The following is a 323-nucleotide window of genomic DNA, read 5'->3' as shown; positions in this document are numbered from 1 at the left end:
GTGTATAAGAGACAGCGCAGAGGACCCCGAACGATGACGACTGAGGCCGGTACCCGGCGCAACGGGCGGATAGTGACGTTCTACTCGTACAAGGGCGGTACGGGACGGACGATGGCACTCGCCAACACCGCCTGGATCCTGGCCTCCGCCGGACACCGCGTGCTCGCCGTCGACTGGGATCTCGACGCCCCCGGGCTCGACCGCTTCTTCCACCCCTTCCTGGACGAGGAGAAACTGCGCATCACGCCCGGCGTGCTCGAACTCGTCTCCCGCTTCAGCGAGTCCCTGGTCCAGGTGCGGCACACCGCCGCCGCCCCGGCCGT

General features: G+C 67.8%; 1 protein-coding gene. It reads left to right on the top strand.

The window, feature by feature from the left end; translation table 11 throughout:
- Window positions 1-33 precede the first annotated feature (33 nt).
- Window positions 34-323, top strand: a 290-nt coding sequence (locus IH48_RS34050; protein WP_158710408.1) for a ParA family protein, incomplete at its 3' end; no start/stop codon positions are given.

Origin of the sequence: Streptomyces sp. NRRL F-5126 (assembly GCF_000721265.1) — a bacterium.
Taxonomy (GTDB): domain Bacteria; phylum Actinomycetota; class Actinomycetes; order Streptomycetales; family Streptomycetaceae; genus Streptomyces.
This window is presented reverse-complemented; position numbering and strand designations above follow the sequence as displayed.